This is a genomic window from Secundilactobacillus odoratitofui DSM 19909 = JCM 15043 (assembly GCF_001434895.1).
In the GTDB taxonomy this organism is placed as follows: Bacteria; Bacillota; Bacilli; order Lactobacillales; family Lactobacillaceae; genus Secundilactobacillus; species Secundilactobacillus odoratitofui.
This window is the reverse complement of record NZ_AZEE01000027.1, coordinates 483,601-504,240: the sequence shown is the minus strand read 5'-3', so window position 1 is coordinate 504,240 and position 20,640 is coordinate 483,601. Positions and strand designations below refer to the sequence as shown.

The 20,640-nt window shown below is 44.0% G+C and carries 20 protein-coding genes and 1 pseudogene; 13 read left to right on the top strand and 8 right to left on the bottom strand.

Translation table 11 applies throughout. The annotated features are described in order from the left end of the window. Positions 1 to 116: 116 nt before the first annotated feature. A complete protein-coding gene (locus FD04_RS04620) occupies positions 117 to 542 on the bottom strand; it encodes a MarR family winged helix-turn-helix transcriptional regulator (RefSeq protein WP_054698999.1) in 426 nt (141 codons plus the stop codon). A gap of 172 nt (positions 543 to 714) precedes the next feature. On the opposite strand from FD04_RS04620, the gene FD04_RS04615 reads away from it, so the two are divergent. The 8 genes and pseudogenes from FD04_RS04615 to FD04_RS12775 all read left to right on the top strand — a co-directional run bounded on the left by FD04_RS04615 (position 715) and on the right by FD04_RS12775 (position 6,922). Next, the gene (locus tag FD04_RS04615) at positions 715 to 1,740 is read left to right on the top strand and encodes a D-cysteine desulfhydrase family protein (protein WP_056947383.1); all 1,026 of its coding nucleotides are present in this window, start codon (positions 715 to 717) and stop codon (positions 1,738 to 1,740) included. Between the two features lie 500 nt (positions 1,741 to 2,240). Beyond that, a complete protein-coding gene (locus tag FD04_RS04610) occupies positions 2,241 to 2,708 on the top strand; it encodes a hypothetical protein (protein ID WP_056947381.1) in 468 nt (155 codons plus the stop codon). Positions 2,709 to 2,807: 99 nt separating this feature from the next. Beyond that, positions 2,808 to 3,236: a hypothetical protein gene (locus FD04_RS04605; RefSeq protein ID WP_056947379.1), complete on the top strand. Its 429-nt coding sequence runs from the start codon at positions 2,808 to 2,810 to the stop codon at positions 3,234 to 3,236. A gap of 20 nt (positions 3,237 to 3,256) precedes the next feature. After that, complete coding sequence (locus FD04_RS04600) at positions 3,257 to 3,697, top strand: hypothetical protein (protein ID WP_056947377.1); 441 nt, start codon at positions 3,257 to 3,259, stop codon at positions 3,695 to 3,697. 237 nt (positions 3,698 to 3,934) lie between these two features. Next, positions 3,935 to 4,003: pseudogene (locus tag FD04_RS12935) on the top strand (zinc-ribbon domain-containing protein); the annotation flags it as partial. 36 nt (positions 4,004 to 4,039) lie between these two features. After that, positions 4,040 to 4,582, top strand: coding sequence for a hypothetical protein (locus FD04_RS04595; protein ID WP_235805642.1), 543 nt, complete (start codon positions 4,040 to 4,042; stop codon positions 4,580 to 4,582). A gap of 26 nt (positions 4,583 to 4,608) precedes the next feature. Then, entirely contained in the window at positions 4,609 to 5,853 is a 1,245-nt protein-coding gene (locus tag FD04_RS04590) for a hypothetical protein (protein ID WP_056947374.1), read from the top strand. 142 nt (positions 5,854 to 5,995) lie between these two features. Next, positions 5,996 to 6,922, top strand: a complete 927-nt coding sequence (locus tag FD04_RS12775; RefSeq protein WP_235805641.1) for an N-acetylmuramoyl-L-alanine amidase — start codon at positions 5,996 to 5,998, stop codon at positions 6,920 to 6,922. Positions 6,923 to 7,003: 81 nt separating this feature from the next. Here FD04_RS12775 and trpA read toward each other — a convergent pair whose 3' ends face one another. From trpA to FD04_RS04550, 7 genes are all read right to left on the bottom strand, one after another. After that, positions 7,004 to 7,795, bottom strand: coding sequence for a tryptophan synthase subunit alpha (trpA, locus tag FD04_RS04580; protein ID WP_054699015.1), 792 nt, complete (start codon positions 7,793 to 7,795; stop codon positions 7,004 to 7,006). Further along, on the bottom strand, positions 7,788 to 9,002 hold the full coding sequence (gene trpB / locus FD04_RS04575; RefSeq protein WP_056947372.1) for a tryptophan synthase subunit beta: 1,215 nt from the start codon (positions 9,000 to 9,002) through the stop codon (positions 7,788 to 7,790). The genes trpA and trpB overlap by 8 nt, the downstream gene beginning before the upstream one ends. Before the next feature lie 14 nt (positions 9,003 to 9,016). Further along, positions 9,017 to 9,598 carry a phosphoribosylanthranilate isomerase gene (locus FD04_RS04570; protein WP_054699018.1) on the bottom strand — a complete coding sequence of 194 codons (582 nt, stop codon included), beginning with the start codon at positions 9,596 to 9,598 and terminating at the stop codon, positions 9,017 to 9,019. A 4-nt stretch (positions 9,599 to 9,602) separates the two neighbouring features. Then, positions 9,603 to 10,382: an indole-3-glycerol phosphate synthase TrpC gene (gene trpC / locus FD04_RS04565; protein ID WP_056947369.1), complete on the bottom strand. Its 780-nt coding sequence runs from the start codon at positions 10,380 to 10,382 to the stop codon at positions 9,603 to 9,605. Further along, positions 10,379 to 11,410: an anthranilate phosphoribosyltransferase gene (trpD, locus tag FD04_RS04560; protein WP_056947366.1), complete on the bottom strand. Its 1,032-nt coding sequence runs from the start codon at positions 11,408 to 11,410 to the stop codon at positions 10,379 to 10,381. The genes trpC and trpD overlap by 4 nt, the downstream gene beginning before the upstream one ends. Before the next feature lie 605 nt (positions 11,411 to 12,015). Then, positions 12,016 to 12,609 carry an anthranilate synthase component II gene (locus tag FD04_RS04555; protein ID WP_054699022.1) on the bottom strand — a complete coding sequence of 198 codons (594 nt, stop codon included), beginning with the start codon at positions 12,607 to 12,609 and terminating at the stop codon, positions 12,016 to 12,018. Beyond that, complete coding sequence (locus FD04_RS04550; protein WP_056947365.1) at positions 12,593 to 14,071, bottom strand: anthranilate synthase component I family protein; 1,479 nt, start codon at positions 14,069 to 14,071, stop codon at positions 12,593 to 12,595. Before FD04_RS04550 ends, FD04_RS04555 begins: the two co-directional genes overlap by 17 nt. Before the next feature lie 1,211 nt (positions 14,072 to 15,282). On the opposite strand from FD04_RS04550, the gene FD04_RS04545 reads away from it, so the two are divergent. The 5 genes from FD04_RS04545 (at position 15,283) to FD04_RS04525 (ending at position 20,632) form a co-directional block, all read left to right on the top strand. Further along, positions 15,283 to 16,149 carry a shikimate dehydrogenase gene (locus FD04_RS04545; protein WP_056947361.1) on the top strand — a complete coding sequence of 289 codons (867 nt, stop codon included), beginning with the start codon at positions 15,283 to 15,285 and terminating at the stop codon, positions 16,147 to 16,149. Between the two features lie 11 nt (positions 16,150 to 16,160). Then, a complete protein-coding gene (gene aroF / locus FD04_RS04540) occupies positions 16,161 to 17,177 on the top strand; it encodes a 3-deoxy-7-phosphoheptulonate synthase (RefSeq protein WP_056947358.1) in 1,017 nt (338 codons plus the stop codon). A gap of 1 nt (position 17,178) precedes the next feature. Further along, positions 17,179 to 18,255: a 3-dehydroquinate synthase gene (aroB, locus tag FD04_RS04535; protein ID WP_056947355.1), complete on the top strand. Its 1,077-nt coding sequence runs from the start codon at positions 17,179 to 17,181 to the stop codon at positions 18,253 to 18,255. A 243-nt stretch (positions 18,256 to 18,498) separates the two neighbouring features. Beyond that, complete coding sequence (locus tag FD04_RS04530; RefSeq protein WP_054699024.1) at positions 18,499 to 19,716, top strand: MFS transporter; 1,218 nt, start codon at positions 18,499 to 18,501, stop codon at positions 19,714 to 19,716. A 37-nt stretch (positions 19,717 to 19,753) separates the two neighbouring features. Then, complete coding sequence (locus FD04_RS04525; protein WP_054699026.1) at positions 19,754 to 20,632, top strand: shikimate dehydrogenase; 879 nt, start codon at positions 19,754 to 19,756, stop codon at positions 20,630 to 20,632. The last annotated feature ends 8 nt before the right edge of the window (positions 20,633 to 20,640 follow it).

Here is a 20,640-nt window from a genome sequence, read left to right as displayed (position 1 = left end):
GTTGAGTTGTTTTTTTTGTACGGTGATAGCTGAATTGAAAGATAGGTATAAAAAAATAGCCACCAGTCAATTACATGGTGGCTAACGTCATTTTTGAAACATCATGAGTGGCATACTTATTCGTCTTTTTTAAGGTGGAGTTGAATAGTATTGAGAAGTTGCGTCAACTTAGTGGCTTCACTATCTGATAGTGGGGCCTCGAGGAGTTCGGTTAATTGGTCGAAGGCACGCTGAATATCAGCAACGATATCCTCGCCAGCTTGTGTGAGTGACAGAATTTTAGTTCGTTCGTTTTCCTCTGGAATCGTGCGGACAATCAGTTGACGGGCAACCAAGCCTTTGAGCAGATTGGTTACACTAGCTTCTTGACGGTTGAGGTAACGCGCAATATCGCGTTGCATGCTATTGGGGTGATGGGCGATAAAGTTAATTGCGCGGCCTTGATCGCTATTCAAATTGAGACTTTTAAGCGCGTGATTCAGGTACTGGGTCTCAAAACTCGCAATCTGGTGGATCAGGCTGGTCGTCGTTTTCTCATTCACAATACTTCCTCCTATTAGTTCAATGTACCGGTAGCATAACAGCTCACGGTTGTAATTACAAGTGAAAAGACTTGACTTTCACAACTTTTTTAAATGAGTCGGTGCTCCCATTAAAAAGTGAACCGCGGTATACTATTTATAATTAAAAAAAGATTAAAGGATGGTAAGCAAAATGACAATCAACCAATTACCGAAAGTAGCGCTTGGTTTTTTCCCCACCCCGGTTCATAAGTTGCAACGATTATCGGACGAGTTAGGCGTTAATTTGTATTTAAAACGTGATGACCTCACTGGCCCCAATTTATTCGGCGGCAATAAGATCCGTAAGCTGGAATACTTAGTTGGTGACGCAATCGCTCAGGGAGCTGATACTCTGATTACATTTGGCGCTACGCAGTCCAACCACGCGATGGAAACAGCCGTAGCAGCGCGACAAGCAGGACTAGATGTGATTTTATATCTAGAAACGATCACCCCTAATCAAGCTGGCGACGATCGCGCAAACATTCTGGTGGATAAGGTGCTGGGTGCCACGATTCACTATGTGTCGATGGTTGATCGTACAGAAGCTGAAGCGGATGCCATTGCGATGACACAGGCAGAGGCAGAGGCTGCTGAATTAGCGAAACAAGGGCACAAGGCCTACATTATTCCGGTTGGTGGTGCGACGCCAACCGGGTCGACTGGCGTCGTCCTCGGTTTTAAAGAACTCATGGATCAGCTGCCGGATATCAACGTTGACTATGTAGTTCATGGTAGCGGGACTGGTGGCACTGCTGCGGGGCTCATTGCCGGGGCTAAAGCCTTCTCGAAGGCGGGGCATCCTACGCAAATTTTATCGATGAACGTGAGTCCCAAACCAGAAGAACACTACCAAAAAGTGGTGAATTTGGCCAACGATGCGTTACACCTATTAGGTTTACCACAAACTGTGAGCTTAGCTGATACTCATTTTGATCAAAGTTATTTTGGCGAGGGGTATGAGATTCCAAGTGATTCAGCGACGCAGGCCATTAAGCGACTTGCTCAAGCCGAGGGCATTTTGACAGATCCTGTATATACAGGGAAGGCGCTAGCCGGGTTATTTGACTACGTAAAGACTGGCAAAATTGCGCCGGGTAGTAACGTGGTTTTCTGGCATACCGGTGGTGTATCTGCGTTGTTTGCGGAACCGGCAATGGTGGGGAAACTGTATTAGCGAATAGGATATTAAAGAAATACTCTAGAACGACTGTTTTAAATGAAGTTCTAGAGTATTTTTTTGAATGATTGAATTGTTTTGTCATCCTGAAACCAATGATTAATTTGTTGAGTATTTCAGTCGTTAACTGTGTCAAACATTTTTTATAGAACGTCTTTTTTGAAGCAAAATATTATAGTATGATATGTATATTGGCAATTCATTATTTGCTTTAACTATTATTAGTGGAAAGACCTCGTATCAAAAATCACTTATAAATATGGAAATTAACTAAAGTGTCTAAGGCAACTTTGGAATATAGATTTATTTAGTGATGATCGAATGCGTAATATTCATAGAAAATACGAATCTGACATAACGACATGGTAGTGAAGAGTATTAAATTGAAAAGCATCACGTGATTTAAAGCCTAGTATGACTTTTGAGAGTTGTGCTGGGTCTTTATATGGTAAAAGGGGATTGTGAACGACATTTGGAAAATAGGGGAGAAATTAAACATGAATAAGCTAGTTAAACACGTTGCATTAACCAGTATGAGTTGCCTGGTACTTGGTACCGGAATGTTAACTATAAAGCCAACGGTGTCATACGCAGCAACAATAACAACTGCGATTAGAGGAAATTGGTATTTTTATGGCGCAAAGTATAGTGATCACAGTACTATGATGCAAGTTAAAAAGACGACTGTGAAAGAATATGGCGTCAAATATAGTGGTCATCAGGTAACTTCACACAGTAATAAAATCAAAATTAAGGTTAGAGGCCATAAGAAACAGTCGGTTAGAATGTATAGGTTAATCAATTTGACTGGAGATCATCCATCCTTTGTTCCGTATAAACTAAAAATAAACGGTAAGTATCATAGAGTATTGTTATCACCGCAGCAAGGAACGCTGCAGTGGGGGATATATACGCATTTTAAGCAAAAAAAGCCTTACTTTATTAATGTAAAAGCGTATTACTAATTATTGAAATTGGAATAAATATTTCATTTGCATCATCACAATTTTTAGAATAATTGATGTACTTAATAATACGGATTATTAAAATAGGGGGATTTGATTATGAATAAAAAGAAATGTCTTTGTCTGACAGGGATTGTATTGATGTTTTCTATGGGTTCATCATCGTTATCAGCAAATGCAGCGACATGGCATAATGGCACGCCAAGTAAGATTCGGGGTCATTGGGAAGATCAAGATGTTTATGTTGGCAAGTTATTTCATAATGAAATTAAGTACGCTCATATGTCATTTACGATTTCAAAAAAAACTGTCGATATACATATTGGGCAGTCGGTGGATACGATAATTCGCCATCCCAAGTGGAGATATCTTGGCAAAGGTAGTTATACCATTAAGGGAAAGACAATGTACGGTAATGGAAGATTTACGGTAAAACGAATTTCTAGCTCGCGTGTATATGGATATTACAATGGCAAAAATATCGTTTCTCAAACACCGTTCAAAAAATCATTTTATCGTGTTAAATAATTTTGGGAGGATAAATTATAATGAAACTTCATAAATGGATAATATCGTTAGGGGTTATTATGGGGCTCTCTCTTGGCATTGGCCTAATGGCAACGCCACAAGCAAAGGCTTCTTCATGGCATAAAGGAGCGCCGAAAGTACTAAAAGGGACATGGCGGTCAACATATTTCCATAGTAAAGATTTTTCTAATTTTGCATATACTCGTGTGTATTTTGGAATTGATAATAAAAGTACCTTTGGTATCAATCAATTTTATAATAAACATAAGAAGCTAATTAGTAGTGGCTGTGGCTGGGGAATTAATAATAAGTTGCATTACCGAAAGTTGAGTAAGACAAAGTACCAGCTCGTAGATTATTTTGGAAAGTCAAAAGACTACCATACAGTTAAATTACATGGCCATAAAGCCACCATTAGTAACACTGGGACTAGTGTAATGTTTACTAAAATAAAAAAATAACAGATTATTTGAGAGATTAAAGTGTGCATAAAGATGTTCAGGGAGCATTGTAAATGTACCGTTTTTTAGGGTGCACTTGAGCAGTCAAAAAATGTAGCAGTAACGAAATATTATCAGGATGACATCAGAAGCACACTCGAATCAAGTAAATTTGAAAAATGTTATCGACAAATTGATAGATGAGTATCTGTGTTTATGAGTGATTTAGCAAACTAGTTAATTAAGGCGGCGACGGAAATGAGACATTGTCCAAATTGTGGAGCAAAAATAAGCGAATCAGCTATATACTGTACGAGTTGTGGTGCTAAGTTACCAGTTATACCTGGCCAGGTTAACCAACAAATGCAACAACCTGAGCAGCAATTTCAACCATCTTCGTTTAATCAGAACCAGCAATCTAACTATAATTATTCACAAAGTCCAAATATGACTAGTCAAGACGTGAACGTAAAACAATCTTCTCGAAGAATGATGTGGATAGTTGGTGTAATTGTCTTTGTTATCTTGTTAATCGGTGGCTACTCCTGGTATGAGTCGCAACCCAATGTTGTTTTGTCAAAACATTCATACTACTTGATGGACCCTCGCTTGAGACAAGACTTCAAATGGAAACCGGATGTGGAGAACGGGATTATGAAATTCAATTTTAGGACGAATGGTAAAGTAACCATTTGGGCCAGTAGTGATGTCAGCATAAATGCTAAATATAAAATTAATAATGGATCTCTCAAACTCTCTCTTGGTAAAAATAATGGTGGTACACATACTTGGAAATTAAAGCAAATAACGTCTGGAACGTTAAACAATAAAGAATATGCTGGCTATTTGATTTCAGCTGATGATAGTACGGATGGTGATGGTGATTGGTTAGTGTATCAAAAATAATATTATCACCTAAGGAGAAACTGCTAATGAAAAATAAATTAGTGTTCATAATTGGTGCTTTGTTATTGTTGATACCTCTCAGTGCTTGTAATGGGAAGACGGCTACAAAGAGCGATACCAACGGTCAAACAAAAACGGTAAAGAAAGTAACTAAAACCGATCGATTATTGAACAAGTTTAGTAAAAAAGTTTCTGAAGATGCTGGAACGCGCACAAATGGTGGTGAAACCACATATTCACAATTCTTTAAAAAAAGTGGCCATTGGAATTGGAAACTTTCTTCGAGTGCCCGTGGAACAATTGCAACTGGAAGGGTAATTTCAGTTGTACCTACGAGTAAGTCTAAAGCCGAATTACCAGCGTACTCTTTGAGCATGAAAGATGGATCAGGAAAAAAGTACGAACTTTCGCTGAAATATCTAGATTTTTCAGGTGTAGGTTATTCTGTTAAAACCGATTATTTGAGCATTAGTGGAAATTACTTGACCTGTGATACGGCAACAAGTGGTAAATGGATCACTGGTGCGCCGGATGATGTACAAGGTAAGTGGTCGACAGATTTTTATAGGAGCAGTTCATTCAAAGATTCACCGTATGTAAAAACGACGCTGAATATTGATGGTAGTAGTATTGGCGAGTCAAATGACATGTATAATGCGCAATATAAAATGACAGCGGAGGGCGCAAATGTTGGCATCAATTCTGGTTTATCTTACAAAAAAATTGGTAATAATAAGTATGTGTTGAAGTCTTATCTGGGAAATGATGACCAACCTAATAGCACACCAATGATTTATCAAGTCAAAGTATTGAATAGTGGTAAATTAAAAGTCTACGATTATCCAGAGTCTGAGACCTTACATCCGTATTCTTCTGTAGAAAAAAATGCAGATTCTGAATATTCAAAGCAGTATAATTCGCAAACTAGCTCGTCAGAGACATCGAAGAGTAATGGTTCAGATACTACACATCTTTCTAAGTCTGATGTTAAGGATTGGGTTTGGCAACACATGGATGACACTATTATTGGTAAAAACAATAATGGTTTTGAAGAAAGTGATTATTATTTCGATATGGCAAAAGATAACGATGGTAATTTAGTGATCGATGTTCGAGAGAACCATAGCACCCAAAATATGAAAGATGCTGGTGCAGATCCAAGTTCAACACCAAGAATTGGGACATTTAGAATAAACGGAAAAGGTTATCTGCAAGTTCAAAGTGATGATGGGCTTCATTACCGAACGGTTGCTACAGTTTACGGTCAATAAATTAAAATTGTCGAGTTTTTGTCATGTTAGTTTTGATGAAAATTAAGGTGCAATATTGTGATTTCATGGGTATTCAAAATTAATTAGTGTACTGTTACCATTCAAGACTAGATTAGTGGATAAAATTAGGGGAGAAAACAACATGAAGCAATTACTAAAGTCAATCATTGCAGGGGCAATGGTGACCGTCATGGGACTTGGCGTAGTTAATTCAAACGTCAGTGCCAAGACGACCAGCTCAAAGATTCAAACATCTAAAGTTAAATCGGTTCAGACATACAAAGCGACGAAGTATTACACCAAGTTTAATTTAACGGGTGGCAATGTTTATACTTCCCGTTATCTTAAGAGTTATCAACATAAGTTAGCCAATTATCCTAACACCACCTGGTATTCGACCGAAAAGGCGACGGTGTTGAAAACAGACGGCAAAACGGCGCAGTATCGATACATCTACAACGCTAGCAAGTCCGTCAAAGGTTGGGTTTGGTGGCGAGATCTACAGACTAAACCAGCGCCTAAGGTAAAGACGCAGTATCTGCTCGTTATGGGGCACGGTGCCGGTGATGCCGGTGCGCGTGGTAATGGGACTACCGAAGCGACTTATCTGCGAAATAAGATGTTGCCGAAGTTGAGAAAGTACGCGGCCAAAGTCACAAATGTGAAAATCAGTTTCTATAATCCAAAACATGATATTGTGAAGGATACGTTGACGTATCATAAGGGTTCGTATGATATTAACAAGAAGACTAAGGTTATCATGTTCCACTTGGACGCTGCTGGCGGTCATGGTGGTCACGTCATCATTCATGCCAAGACACCAACCGCTCGGGACAGACGATTAGCTGGCGTGATTAAGAAATATATCGGGTTGAATCCAGCTTATCACGGTTACAGTTATCGGACGAACTTGAAGAATTGTAATGTTCTGCGTAAACGTGGGATCGATTACAGTTTGATTGAAACAGCTTTTATTGATAACAAGAGTGATTATGCTAAGTTAAATAAGCACTTGGATCAAATCTCAAAGGGTTACATTGAAGCAATTGCGAACCGAACAATAAAATAAAGCATCACATCATAAAAAACGGACTTCAGGATGACTATCCTGAAGTCCGTTTTTGATAGTTTAGTCTGCTACTGAAGTTGCTTATCCAACCGGATTGGCTGAAATCGCAGCTTTCATTTGTTGCGTGTAGTCCTTTAGTTTGGCCGGTGCTTGAGCACCATACTCTGCCACAATATTGACGCAAGCACTACCAACAATGGCACCGTCAGCAAGCTGGGTCATTTCGGCAGCCTGTTCAGCGGTATGGATCCCAAAACCGATGGCTGTTGGGACGTCAGTGACCTTACGAATACGAGTGATTAAGTCACCTAGATCATTAGCGAATTCGCTTCGTTCACCCGTAACACCCAGTGACGAAACCACGTAGATGAAACCGGTGGCAGCCTTAGCGATTTTCTCGATTCGATCGGCTGAAACTGGTGTAATCAACGGAATCAGGTCAACCCCGTTTTTCTCAGCGATCGGTGCGAGTTCGTCGTGTTCTTCATATGGCATATCCGGAATCACAAGGCCATTGACGCCCAGTTCGGCGCAACGCGCGGTAAAGGCTTCGTAACCATATTGGAAGACGATGTTTAAGTAAGTTAAAAAGGCCAGTGGCACGTCAGTTTGCTTACGAATTTCAGCAACAATATCAAAGATGGTATCCATTGGTAAATCCGGATCAGCCTTTAGGGCACGAATATCAGCAGCCTGAATAACGGGGCCATCGGCAACTGGATCGGAAAATGGAATTCCAATTTCGACAATGTCAGCGCCACCTTCAGCTAGTGCAACAACGTTGTTAACGGTGCCCTCAAAGTCAGGATCATTAGCAACCACAAATGGAATGAAGGCTTTTTGTTTTGCGAAAACTGCTTTTAACTTACTCATCAATATCGACTCCCTTGTATTTAGCGATTGAGGCAACGTCCTTGTCACCACGGCCTGATAATGTGCAGATAATAATTTGGTCCTTACGCATGGTTGGTGCGATTTTTTGGACGTATGCGACGGCGTGACAGCTTTCAATGGCAGCGACGATACCTTCCGTTTTAGCAATGTATTCGAAGGCTTGTACGGCTTCGTCATCTGTGATGCCCACGTATTGAGCACGACCGGTTTTAGCTAAGTAGGCGTGTTCTGGACCGACGCCAGGGTAATCAAGCCCAGCTGAAATTGAGTAAACCGGGTTGATTTGGCCAGTCTTGTTTTGCAGGAACATTGACTTCATCCCGTGGAAAATACCGTCGGAACCACGCTCAACCGTAGCGGCGGTCAAGTTAGTTTCGACCCCCTTACCAGCAGCTTCTGCACCAACTAATTGAACGCTAGGGTCTTCGATGTAATTGGCAAATGAACCAATCGCGTTTGAACCACCACCGACACAGGCAACAACCATATCAGGTAACTTGCCAGTTTGATCCTTCAATTGGGCCTTTGATTCTTGGCTGATGATGCTTTGGAAGTCGCGGACCATCAATGGGTATGGGTGTGGGCCGGTAGCAGAGCCCATGCAGTAGAACGTGTCATCCACGCGTTTAGTCCAGTCTTGAAGTGCCGCGTTGATGGCGTCTTTTAAGACCATTGAACCACTGGTAACGGGGTGTACCTTGGCGCCGAGCAATTCCATTCGGTAAACGTTAAGCTTTTGACGATCGGTGTCTTCTTTACCCATGAAGACTTCACATTCCATGCCGAAGTAAGCAGCAATCGTAGCGGTCGCAACACCGTGTTGACCAGCACCAGTTTCAGCAATCAAACGAGTTTTACCCATGTGCTTGGCGAGCAGTGCTTGGCCAATGACGTTATTGATTTTGTGGGCACCAGTATGGTTGAGATCTTCTCGTTTAAGGTAGATTTGTGCACCACCGAGATCCTTAGTCATCCGTTCTGCATAATAAAGCAGTGATGGTCGATTAGCGTAGTCTACCAATAGGTCGTGCAGTTCGGTCTTAAATTCTGGGTCGTTTTTGAAATGCTCGTAGGCTTTAGCCATGCGGTCAAGTTCGTTCATTAAGGTTTCGGGAATGTATTGACCACCATATTCGCCGTAACGACCAGTGGTGTTTTTATTTAAGTTTAAGTTGGTTTCAGTCATGTGTTTATCTCCTTTTATTCAATAGCGTGCGCTGTTTTGACGATAGCGCGAATTTTATCAGGATCTTTTTGGCCGTTCGTTTCAATGCCGCTTGAGACGTCAACTACGTCGGGATGGACAATGTCGATCGCTTCGGTCACGTTAGCCGGTGTTAAGCCACCCGCAAGAATGAACGGATGTGGTGCCTTTGGTACGCGTGTCCAATCAAGCGCGACCCCCGAGCCGTTGCCACTATCCAACATGACGTAATCAGCGGCCGTTGGCGTGATTGGGGCATTTGGTTTGAAAACTTGAAATACTGTGGCACCAGCCTCTTTAAGGGCTTGCACCGTAGATTCTGGTTCGTGGCCGTGTAATTGAACGATGGAAATTGCACCGCTTCGATAAATTTGTAGCATGTTGGCTAATGGTTCATCCACAAAAACGCCAACGGTTGGAATTGTATCTGCTAACAGGTTGCGGAAGTGTAATGCCGTTTTTAGCGATAGTTGACGACGGCTGGGCGCAAACACAAAACCCGCAAAATCAGGTTGCACTTCATTAACGACCTGCGTATCTTGTTCTCGCATTAAGCCGCAGATTTTGATTTGCGTCATGTCATCACACTCCTAGTAATTGTTCGATTTTGTCAGCTTTGTCTGGCGCGGTCATTAAGGCTTCGCCAATGAGGATCCCATTGACGTGGTGAGCCTCTAGGGTTTGGACATCTTTGCGGTTATGAATGCCACTTTCGGCAATGAAGGCGATGTCTGTGGGAACGAGCTGGCGTAGTCGTATGCTGTTGTCTAATGAAACCGTGAAAGTCTTAAGATCGCGGTTGTTGACACCAATCATTTTGGCACCGGCTGCTAACGCCCGCTTGATTTCGTTTTCGTCGTGGGCCTCTACTAAAGCTGCCAAACCTAACTGATGGGCGAGCATTAAATATTCATGGAGCTGCTCATCTGTCAAAATGGCAACGATAAGGAGAACGATGCTGGCACCGGCTGCTTTAGCTTGGTATAGCATGTAGTCACTAATGACGAAATCCTTGCGGAGAACGGGGACCGAAACGGCTGCCGCAATTTCTTGTAAGTAGTGAATATTGCCCTTGAAGTAATCCGGTTCGGTTAGGACTGAGATTGCCGAAACACCGTTTTGATCGTAGTCTCTTGCAATCTCTAAATAAGGAAAGTCACTGGCAATCAAGCCCTTTGAAGGTGAGGCTTTTTTAACTTCACCAATCAGGTGAATCCCAGGTGCGTTGAAGCGGTCGTAGACGAGTTGTGGGTTTTTGGTCTCAGCTTTTGCTGCCCGTGCTTTAACGTCTGTCAATGATTCAAGTTGCTGTTCACGTTCTAGGCGGCGTGTTGTGGCCGCCACAAGGTCGTCTAAGATCATGCGACGTTGGCTCCCTTCGTTAAGTTGATCAATTCATCTAGTTTAGTTTGTGCTTGGCCGTTATCAATAACGGTAGCGGCTTGTTGAACGGCTTCTTCAATGGTTAATTCTGGGTGAGCAGTGTAGAGCGCTAAGCCGGCGTTTAAGAGGACGATGTCGCGCTTAGGACCTTGCTTACCAGCTAAAATGTCGCGGGTGATTTGCGCGTTATCAGCAGGAGTACCGCCGACAATGTCTTGTTTTTGTGCCCGGGTTAATCCAAATTGTTCAGGTGTGATCGTGTAAGATTTGAAATCATCACCACGAACTTCAATCACGTTAGTTGGCGCTGAGATGGAAGCTTCATCTAAGCCATCAGTGCCGTGAATAACCAAGGCGTTTTTCACACCTAGTTCGTGGAGCACGTGCGCCATTGGTTCCAGTAGGGCATCATCGTAAACACCGAGTAGTTGCATGCCAGCGTGAGCTGGGTTTGCCAGCGGTCCAAGCACGTTGAAAATGGTACGGATGCCTAGCGCCTTACGAACGGGGCCGACGTATTTCATGGCGGTGTGATATTCCTGAGCGAAGAGGAAGCAAATGCCGATTTGGTTAAGAATGGCTTCACTGGCTGCCGGTGTCACATTGATGTTAACGCCTAATGCTTCGAGGACATCCGCTGCACCACTCTTGGATGAAGCTGCTCGGTTACCGTGCTTAGCAACTGGTGTACCAGCAGCGGCAACGACGAGCGATGAAGTGGTTGAAATGTTAAATGAGTTGGCGTGGTCGCCACCAGTGCCCACAATTTCAAGTACCGGTTCGCCAGCCTTGAAGGTTAAGGCGTGATCTCTCATTGCGTCAGCCGCACCGGCAATTTCAGCAACGGTTTCGTGTTTGACGGTTAAAGCGGTGAGTAAACTTGAGATTTGAATGTCAGTAGCTTTGCCTTCCATGATGGCGTTCATCACGTCGTTCATTTCGTTAAAGCTGAGGTCTGTTCGGTTAGCGACTTTTTCAATTGCAGTTTCGATAGTAGTTTGGGTCATGGTAAATTCCTCCAGTTAGTTGAGTGTTTGTGATTGTCTGTGAGTAAGGTGAAACTAACTGGTTTTGCCATCGTGTGTTGTTTGTCATTTTTAAGATCTCCCCGTTTTTATATTGTCGAAACGTGTTTTGTTTTACGTTCTGACAACAAAAAATCCGCCCATAACTAGAACCGTCATAAAAGACGTTTAGTTAAGGACGGATGTTTATTCCGCGGTGCCACCTTAATTTGATGCAGGGACTGCTCCCTCGCATCACCCTTAGCGAAGTGCGTATTCACACTTCCGACAACTGACGTATGTCTGTACGTTTCCCCGTACTCAATCGATCTTTCAGGGGAACCCTCTGTGGTCCATTTAACTATCTGCGTTCGGTCGTACTCTCAGCAACGACGACTCTCTTTACGTGCACAATAATCTTGATCTCCACATCATAGGTTTGTATGAGCGAATTTATTTGATTGGCATTAGATTAAAACTTTATTAAATGCTTGTCAATAGGTTTTCATAATTTTTTTGATTTTTGTTTTGTTTCGGTGAGCACGCAAGGTTAATGCTTAGGCTTTTTTGCGGGTGTAGCGAGTCTGAAACAAGATTTCAAGGTTTGGTTACTTTACGGTCGCTGGAATCAGGGCCAAGTAGTTTTTAATAATTTGAGCACCAACTGCTGGATCTGTCATGATGGATTCAGGGTGGAATTGAACGCCGTACACCTGATTATCAACGTCTTCAATGGCTTGGATCGTACCATCATTTGCGGTTGCCGTTACCGTGAGTTCGGCAGGTACCGAGTTAGGATCAATGACCAATGAGTGATACCGGGCGGCTTCAAACTGTTGCGGACAATTTGCAAATAACTGATTGGGATTTTGCTGCGTCATCAGAGACGGTTTACCATGCATGAGTTGTGGTGCATGAATGACTTGAGCACCGTAAGCTTCGCCAATAGCTTGATGGCCTAGGCAGACGCCTAGAATTGGTACTTTGCCAAGAAATGCCTTGAGAATTGCTGGCATTTGACCGGCGTTTTCAGGACGTCCAGGGCCTGGTGAGAGAATGATTCCGGCGGGGTGTTTATCGATTAATTCATCAGCGGTTAGTTCGTCGTTTTTGATGACGGTGATTGGTTCTTCAGTGAGCGTTCCAATCAGTTGGTATAGGTTATAGGTGAAACTATCATAGTTATCAATTAGATAGAGCATGGGCGATGCCTCCTTGGTCTGCGGTGTTGATGGCGTTAACGACGGCGCGAGCTTTGTTATTAAATTCTTGGTACTCGTATTTGGCAACACTGTCAGCTACGATACCCGCTCCGGAGTGAACCACGATTTGGTTGCCTTTCCGATAGGTGAGCCGGATGCCGATACAAAGGTCCAGGTCACCACTGAAATCGAGGTAACCGAGGCAGCCACCATAAACGCCCCGTTTACGATTTTCTAATTTGGCAATGATTTGCATGGCGGACACTTTTGGTGCACCCGATAAAGTACCAGCTGGTAGTACCGAATTAATGACATCCATAGCAGTTGCATTTGGTGCCACAGTACTTTCGACGGTGGAGCCGAGGTGCATCACGTTAACGAATTTAAGTAAATTACGGGTTTGGGTGACGGCAACAGAACCAAATTTGCTGACAGCACCTAAATCATTTCTGCCAAGGTCAATTAGCATGTTGTGTTCGGATTTTTCCTTTTCGGAGGTCTGCAATTCATGTGCAAACTTGGCGTCTTCTTCAGGTGTCTTACCACGACGCCGGGTACCAGCAAGCGGGTAAGTGAACAAGGTGTCGCCACGCTTAGTAATCAACGTTTCAGGTGAAGCACCTAATGTTTCAAAGTCACGGTGGTGGAAGTAGAACTGGTATGGTGAAGGACTATCGTGAAACAGGGTGGGTGCGGCGCCGAGTAGCGAACCGCTCATCTCAGCTTGCTGTGGGTTAGAAAAAATCAGCTGGAAAATATCGCCATCCACAATGTGTTGTTGTGCAGTGGCAACTTTTTCAGTAAATTCACTCAGACTAAACTGAAAGTGAAATGGTTTGGTGAGCGCAAAACGTGGCAGTGGTTGTGGGGCTGCACTGATAATAATCTGTTTGAGCTTGGATAGTTCACGCAAAACACCGTCGTACAGCTGTTCTAAATGATTAGTTGGCACAATTTGACTCAACGTAACTTGCTGCTTGCGGTGATTATAAGCAATCACACGGTCCACTAAGAGCAAGTCGGCATCGTCGAGACCCATTGGATCATCAACGGGTTGCTTGAGTGCGGTGGTTGCGTACTTTGCGTAATCGTAACTAAAATAACCGATTAAACCACCAGTAAAGGGTGGTAGTTCTGGTAACCGTGGCGTTTTATTTTGAGCCAGCAGTTGTTCCAAAATGGGTTTAAGGTCGGTTTCCTCAACGTTTGTGTTCCCGTTTGGTAGCGTTGTTGTTAACACGTGGTCGCGATAAGTAAACGTTTCTTGCGGCGTTAAACCGATAAAGGTGTAGCCGTCTTCGGTTTTCTTTGGTTTACCAGTGAGTAAAAAGCCGGGCTCGTCAGCCTGTTTGAGGGCGTTAAATAACGCCACAGGCTCGAAGTTGGGCATGCTAAATTGCAGTGTAACCGGTACGGCTGGGTAGCCGACTGCAGCTTGTTTGAGAGAGTTAAGTGATGACATGGTAGTGCCTCCTTTGGCATGGTTAAGTGATGGTTATTTTTCGAGTTGTTAGTTTTGCCATCGTTTGTGGTTTGTCATGATTGAGTTCTCCTTGTTGGTTATTGCTGAAAGGCGCTTAGCAAAACTGAGACCTGCATGTAAGTACTTCAGTCCAAAATCCAAGTTCAGGATTTTTGACTGAAGTACCTTACACTCCGGTCTCAAACCGTTTTGTTCCACGCTCTGGCAACACAAAAAATCCGCCCATAACATGACGTCTAATAGACGTTTTGTTAAGGACGGATGTTTATTCCGCGGTGCCACCTTAATTTGACGGGATTGCTCCCGTCACCCTTAGCGAAGTGCGTGTTCACACTTCCGACAACTGACGTATGCCTGTACGTTTCCCCATACTCAATCAGTCTTTCAAGGGAACCCTCTGTGGTCCATTTAACTATCTGCGTTCGGTCGCACTCTCAGCAGCGGCGACTCTCTTGACGTGCACGATAATCTTGATCTCCACATCGTTGGTTTTTATGGACGGTATTTAATTGGCTCTAACAATACTCACAGAAAGAAAACTTGTCAAGCAATCCGTTGAAAAAAATGACGACACAGTTCAAGTGGCTTGTTAAAATTTTTTTGACCTTTCATAGAAGTTTTGACAGATTGAAATTGAAAAATTCACAATTTATTTTTTGGCCTATTTTCGTGACTTGATAGTGATTCGAACGAAGTTGACCACGGGTAAAGGACCCGTTAACTGAATTGAAAACGGTCGTCAACGACATTTGTAAAAACCACGAGAAGAAAATATTTGAGACGTAATTCGAGCCAAAGTTTAAAATTAAAATTACATTAGGACTTGACAGAAGAAATCTAATAGTTTAAAGTCATAGTCAATCATTTAAGTAAAGTTGTAAACAAAAGTCGAGGAGTTTTGAATATGAATCTGAAATTACAGGCATTAAACCGACAATTAAATCGATTTAGCTACTATTGGTCAAAGTAGTGTCTACACCGGACAGGTTGCAGACACGCATCTGCAATCTGTGCGGCCAATAGTTTTTCAGCATCAATTCAGCCGGTCACACAGTTAAGAAGTTCAAAACACTGTGTGACACGGACAACTTCCGTTCATAATTTGACGATTAATCGTCCCACAGTGTTTTGTGAAAACAAAGCAATGTGGGATTTTTTATTGTCTTAGCATGAGAGAGGGAGGTGACGAATTGGTCGATGCACATACAAGCCTATATGAATTAATTGCTGAACCAGCAGGACACAGTTTGTCACCATTGATTCATAATACAAGTTTCCAAACGTTAAATATCAACAGTGTTTACTTGGCTTTTGATGTTGATCATAAACACTTTAGCGATGTGATCAGGGCCATGCGGGCGTTGCCAATCAAAGGAATCAATGTGTCAATGCCGTATAAGGAACACATCATTAACTACCTAGATGAATTGACGCCAATCGCACAGCAACTCGGAGCTGTGAATACAGTGATTAATCATGACGGCCATTTAATAGGTGATAGTACTGACGGCGAAGGCTTTATCAATGCGTTACTAGATGAACACGTGTCAGTAAACGGTAAGCACGTCGTCGTCCTAGGTGCTGGTGGCGCTGGTCGGGCTGTCATTGCGGCCGCGGCTAATGAAGGTGCTCAGGTATCCGTCTTCAAACGACATAATGCAACTTTTGAAGCCACGTCGCAACGGTTATCAAAATGGTCGCAGCAAATTGAGGTCCTGCCGTACGAGGATGAAAAATTAATGGCACAGGTTTTAACAACAGCAGATGTCGTGGTCAACACAACCAACATTGGCATGGGCGATGACCAAAGTTCACCGATTCCATTGTCAGTTGTCACGGCTTTGCACCCAGGTCAGATGGTGATGGATGTCATTTATGCACCGCTTGAAACAGCTTTTTTGAAACAAGCGCGTCAACGGGGATGTTCGACCATGAACGGCATTAATATGTTGGTCCAACAAGCTGCTGGGTCATTTTACCGGTGGACGAAGCAAACGATGCCGATTGAAACAGTTAAAACAGCGATTAAACAAGAACTTATCAATCAAAGAAAGTAAGGATGATAACTATGATTATTGTATTAAACCAAAACGATCAAACCACAATTGAAAACTTAAAGCGCCACTTTGGTGCTGACCACGACGTTTTTGTGCATCAAAATCGGGTGGCCGTTCAAGGTATCACTGCTGAAGACTTAGATGACGCAGAACGTCAAGCAGCAGTTGAACTGATTGATCAAGTGCCTGCCGCTGTTCAAGGTAGCCGGCTCTTTCATCCCGAGGATACGGTGATCAAGACTAAACACAGCTTGATTGGTGGCGCAAACTTCTCCATGATGGCCGGACCATGTTCAGTTGAATCACTGGCTCACGTGACGAAGATGGCGTCAGTTGCGAAGGCCAATGGCGCTACGGTATTACGTGGCGGCGCCTTCAAGCCACGGACGAGTCCATACTCCTTTCAAGGGTTAGGCGAAGACGGCTTGAAGTACTTACGCCAAGCGGCCGATAAGTATGATATGGATGTATTAACTGAAGTTATGGATGATGAACACGTTGAAATGGTTGCGAAGTACACCGATATTTTCCAAATTGGCGCGCGGAACATGCAAAACTTCTCACTACTAAAGGCAGTTGGGAAAACCAACATTCCAGTAATGTTGAAGCGCGGTATGTCCGCTACGGTGGACGACGTTTTAAACGCGACGGAGTACATCGCAGCTGGCGGTAACCACAATATCATGATTGCAGAACGCGGTATTCGAACCTTCGATAATAAATACACGCGAAACACGATGGACGTTGGCGTTGTGCCAGTGCTTCAAAAGTTGACGCACTACCCAGTAATCATTGACCCAAGTCACGCAGCTGGGCATACAGAGTTTGTCACACCACTCGGATTAGCCGGTGTAGCGGCTGGGGCTTCAGGTTTGGTGGTTGAAATTCACGATGATCCGGCTCACGCTTTTTCTGATGGTGCCCAAGCGCTCAAACCTGATGAATTCAAGACTTTAGCGGATAAAGCTTTTGCGATTCGTGAACTGTTAGCAAGCCAACCCGTTCAACAAGAGAAAGCGGGGCGCTAAGATGACGACCGTTACAGTTTCTTTACCGGATAAACAGTATGACGTTTTGATTGAACGTGGGTTGCTCGACCAAACCGGTCAGTTAGTTGCCAAACAGTGGTCACCACGAAAAATCGCTTTAGTTAGCGATGACAACGTCGCGCCACTTTACCAGGCTCAGGTCAAAGATGTTTTAACCGCTGCTGGCTTTGAAGTGCATTGCTATGTATTTGCAGCTGGAGAGGCCTCCAAGTCACTCACGGTATTGGCCAATTTAGCCCGTCAGATGGCGGCCGATGCCTTTAATCGTGATGATGGTGTGATTGCGCTTGGCGGTGGGGTCACCGGTGACTTAGCTGGGTTGTTGGCAGCCACCTATATGCGAGGTATCGCGTTTATTCAGATGCCGACTTCGTTGCTTGCCCAAGTGGATAGCTCGGTGGGTGGTAAAACTGCAGTGGACCTGGACAGTATTAAAAATATTATCGGGGCGTTTTACGAGCCCGACTTAGTCATTATTGATCCCAACACACTACAGACTTTAACCCAACGTGATTTGGTGGAAGGCTATGGCGAAATTGTCAAAACAGCGGCCTTGGAAGGTGGTGAATTCTGGCAACTGATCGAAACCATCAACGCACCTGCTGATATTATGACCCACGCGCCTGAACTGAGTGCACGCTCGATTCACTACAAGGCGTCGGTTGTGATGGCGGATGAAACAGAGAGCGGTTCTCGTCAACTGTTGAACTTTGGGCATACCATTGGTCACGCGGTTGAGGCGTTAGCCGACGGTGCGTTAAGACATGGTGAAGCCGTCAGCATCGGCACCGTCGCCATTATGACGGTATTTGAAAACGCTGATTTGGCGGAAAAGGGCATCACGGCGCAACTACGTGATCGCTTTAGTGCTGTGGGGCTGCCGGTTACGGATCCACTATTAACCTCGCCAAAAGTGTTGACGAAGGTTAAAAACGATAAGAAAAACCGGCACGGTCACTTGAACCTGGTTTATCTGACGGCCATCGGGAAACCGGCTATCAAGTCAGTACCAAGTGACGACATTGCGTCATTTTTGCAACTCACAACTCATGACTAAGAGTTGTTGTGACAACCGGCATGTTTGGGAAGGCATGCAAGTTGAAGCGAATGGTTTGTAAGGATTTGAAATAGTTTGCATGAATTCTGGGAGTGATCTTGGGATTCTTGTTACATAAGGCTCGTGATAACGCTGGTGATTTGGCAAAACGCTGGCGTATCGCAGGTTTAGACATCATCACAGGTAAAGGCGGCTGTTAGTTAACGAGGATGAGAATCGGATAAAGAAAGCAGGGTGAGCGCGATGTCTCGAGGGGAACATTTGAAGACGACGATTTGTCTGTACTTGAACTACTTAGTGCACGGCATGGCAATCGTGATTTTAGCACAAAATATGTTGGTACTTGGTAAGGCCTGGCACGTTGGGGATGCCGGCGTTGCTTACGTGATTTCCTCACTGGGGATTGGACGTCTGATCGTCTTGTATCTAGGTGGTGAGTTGTCAGACCGGATGGGCCGGCGATTTATGGTCAAGTTGGGGGTCGTCACGTATGCGCTGTTCTTCATTGGGATTCTGATCTCTCATAACATGTACGAGGCGTACTTCTTTGGTATCTTAGCTGGCATGGCGAACTCGTTCTTAGATACTGGCACATATCCAGCACTGATGGAATTGTTTCCACGCAAACAAGCGGCAGCTAACATTTTAATTAAAGCTTTCGTATCCGTTGGTGAATTGATCTTGCCAATCTTTGTGGCGAGTTTGGAAAATGCGCAGATGTGGTATGGCTGGTCCTTTGCGACCTGTGCTATCTTGTTGGCGGGGAACTTCGTCTTCCTCTGGCACCGAGAGTTTCCGGACATGGCACACCACGAAGAGCGCGTTAAAGTTCGGAAAACCAAGGAAGCTAAGACCAAACACCGTCTCAACGGTTCACAGTGGTCACTTGGCATTGTGCTGACCATTTTCGGTTACATTTCAATGTCGACTTTCTACTTGATTAGTCAGTGGTTGACCCAGTACGGTCAAAGCGTTGTGCACTTGGACATGACGCACGCAAGATTACTGGTTAGCATCTACAGCGTCGGGTCAATCAGCGGGGTATTGTTAACGGTTGCGATTGTTGAACGGTTTGTAAAGCCTGCTTGGTTGATGCTGATTGACACCACCATTTCGTTTATCACCTTGTTTTTGATGGCTAGCGTGCCAGTCTGGTCAGTGATGACCGTTGGTGCCTTTGTTATCGGTGCTTCAGCGGCTAGTGGTGTCATGCAGATTGGCTTGACCATAATGGGCAATGTGTTTCCAAAGGCCAAAGGACGGATCACCGGTATTTACAATACGGCTGGGGCGCTGTCATCGTTTACTATTCCAATTTTCACCGGGATCATTTCAACCACCAGTATTCATAACATCATGTGGTTTGACGTCGGTATTGCTGCCGCTGGTATCGTCTGCAGTGCACTGACACTGGTGATTTTAAAACGGCGCGACTTGGTATTAACCGAAGAAATTGCGTAATCAGGGTTTAAAATAATTTTTTAGGGGAGTTACAACTATGTTAAATGAATTAGACGGACACACCATTTTGATTGGGCTAATGGCATACCCAATTCGCCATTCAATGTCACCCACTATGCACAACCATGCTTTTAAAAAATTGGGCCTGAACTACGCTTACCTTGCCTTTGAAGTGGGCAACGAGACACTGCCCAAAGCAATTGAATCCATTCGGGCGCTGGACATGCGTGGGTCGAACTTGTCGATGCCAAACAAGCAGGCAGTGATTCCGTTACTTGATAAGATGGATCCAACTGCTGAGATGATTGGGGCCGTGAACACGATTGTGAATGATCACGGCGTGTTGACGGGATATACCACGGATGGCGTCGGCTTTGTGAAGTCATTAGATGATGAAGGTCTCAATATTCGCGGGCAAAAGATGACGTTGGCTGGTGCTGGTGGTGCTGGAACAGCCATTGCGATTCAGGCTGCATTTGATGGTGTCAAAGAGATGGCGATCTTTAACCGTGATGATGAATTTCTCGACAACGCCAAGCGCAATGTTGACATCATCAATGAGAAGACGAGTTGTCATGCCACTTTGCACCATTTGGAAGACCAAGCAGACTTCAAGGCGCAATTAGCTGATTCATTTATCTACTGCGATTCGACCAGTGCTGGTATGAAACCACAAGAAGACGTGACGCTGGTTACTGATCCAAGCTGGTTCCGCAAGGATTTGATTGTGTATGATACCGTTTATGCCCCACGGACGACTGAACTAATGAAAGTCGCGCAACGTGGTGGTGTGACCCATGTCTTCAATGGTCTTGGTATGATGCTGGAACAAGGGGCAGCTGCCTTTAAACTTTGGACGGGTGAAGATATGCCTGTAGATTATATTCGCGAAGTTTTGTTTGAAGCGGATAATTAGGCCTAAAT

What these genes read in the sequence shown, in the direction of transcription:
- trpA (WP_054699015.1), bottom strand. Translation starts at nt 7,795, where the DNA reads ATGAGTAAGTTAAAAGCAGTTTTCGCAAAACAAAAAGCCTTCATTCCA.
- FD04_RS04525 (WP_054699026.1), top strand. Translation starts at nt 19,754, where the DNA reads ATGTTAAATGAATTAGACGGACACACCATTTTGATTGGGCTAATGGCA.
- trpB (WP_056947372.1), bottom strand. Translation starts at nt 9,002, where the DNA reads ATGACTGAAACCAACTTAAACTTAAATAAAAACACCACTGGTCGTTAC.
- FD04_RS04550 (WP_056947365.1), bottom strand. Translation starts at nt 14,071, where the DNA reads ATGTCATCACTTAACTCTCTCAAACAAGCTGCAGTCGGCTACCCAGCC.
- FD04_RS12775 (WP_235805641.1), top strand. Translation starts at nt 5,996, where the DNA reads ATGAAGCAATTACTAAAGTCAATCATTGCAGGGGCAATGGTGACCGTC.
- aroB (WP_056947355.1), top strand. Translation starts at nt 17,179, where the DNA reads ATGACGACCGTTACAGTTTCTTTACCGGATAAACAGTATGACGTTTTG.
- FD04_RS04615 (WP_056947383.1), top strand. Translation starts at nt 715, where the DNA reads ATGACAATCAACCAATTACCGAAAGTAGCGCTTGGTTTTTTCCCCACC.
- FD04_RS04555 (WP_054699022.1), bottom strand. Translation starts at nt 12,609, where the DNA reads ATGCTCTATCTAATTGATAACTATGATAGTTTCACCTATAACCTATAC.
- FD04_RS04600 (WP_056947377.1), top strand. Translation starts at nt 3,257, where the DNA reads ATGAAACTTCATAAATGGATAATATCGTTAGGGGTTATTATGGGGCTC.
- FD04_RS04530 (WP_054699024.1), top strand. Translation starts at nt 18,499, where the DNA reads ATGTCTCGAGGGGAACATTTGAAGACGACGATTTGTCTGTACTTGAAC.
- trpD (WP_056947366.1), bottom strand. Translation starts at nt 11,410, where the DNA reads ATGACCCAAACTACTATCGAAACTGCAATTGAAAAAGTCGCTAACCGA.
- FD04_RS04570 (WP_054699018.1), bottom strand. Translation starts at nt 9,598, where the DNA reads ATGACGCAAATCAAAATCTGCGGCTTAATGCGAGAACAAGATACGCAG.
- FD04_RS04595 (WP_235805642.1), top strand. Translation starts at nt 4,040, where the DNA reads ATGCAACAACCTGAGCAGCAATTTCAACCATCTTCGTTTAATCAGAAC.
- FD04_RS04590 (WP_056947374.1), top strand. Translation starts at nt 4,609, where the DNA reads ATGAAAAATAAATTAGTGTTCATAATTGGTGCTTTGTTATTGTTGATA.
- trpC (WP_056947369.1), bottom strand. Translation starts at nt 10,382, where the DNA reads ATGATCTTAGACGACCTTGTGGCGGCCACAACACGCCGCCTAGAACGT.
- FD04_RS04605 (WP_056947379.1), top strand. Translation starts at nt 2,808, where the DNA reads ATGAATAAAAAGAAATGTCTTTGTCTGACAGGGATTGTATTGATGTTT.
- aroF (WP_056947358.1), top strand. Translation starts at nt 16,161, where the DNA reads ATGATTATTGTATTAAACCAAAACGATCAAACCACAATTGAAAACTTA.
- FD04_RS04610 (WP_056947381.1), top strand. Translation starts at nt 2,241, where the DNA reads ATGAATAAGCTAGTTAAACACGTTGCATTAACCAGTATGAGTTGCCTG.